General features: G+C 60.0%; 1 protein-coding gene. It reads right to left on the bottom strand.

The window, feature by feature from the left end; translation table 11 throughout:
• The coding region (locus tag AC1DIX_RS27955; protein WP_477328620.1) for a hypothetical protein at window positions 1-423 on the bottom strand (423 nt) is incomplete at both ends.

Below are 423 nucleotides of genomic sequence, written 5' to 3'. Positions count from 1 at the left end.
GTGACGACGTTGCCGGTCAGCGAGATCGAAACGACTGGTGCGTCGTCGGTGACGGTAACGACAAGCTTGCCGCCTATGACGATAGTATCGCCGTCGCCGTCGGTTGCCTTGATGACCGAGCCGAAGTCGATGCCGGAGATCGTCGTCGAGCCCGACTTSAGGTCATTGCCTGCACCYGGAGCGTGRTCGAGCTGGTCRTACTGCTGGTACTTGAAGCTGCCGTCGCTGTTCAGCGTGATCGACAGGACCGGCCGATCGAWGATCGGGSTGTAGCCGCCGCCGTTGTTATTGACGAAGCCAAGAATGGTGTTGCCGATGACGGTAAAGGAGAGTTCGCCACCCTTGGACGACAGGTGCATGTTCGCGAGTGTCGATGCCGCATCGCTCGTGAAGGAGAACGCGTTCTTCGCAGCCGAACCGTCG

This window comes from Massilia sp. 05N420, assembly GCF_056397205.1.
This window is presented reverse-complemented; position numbering and strand designations above follow the sequence as displayed.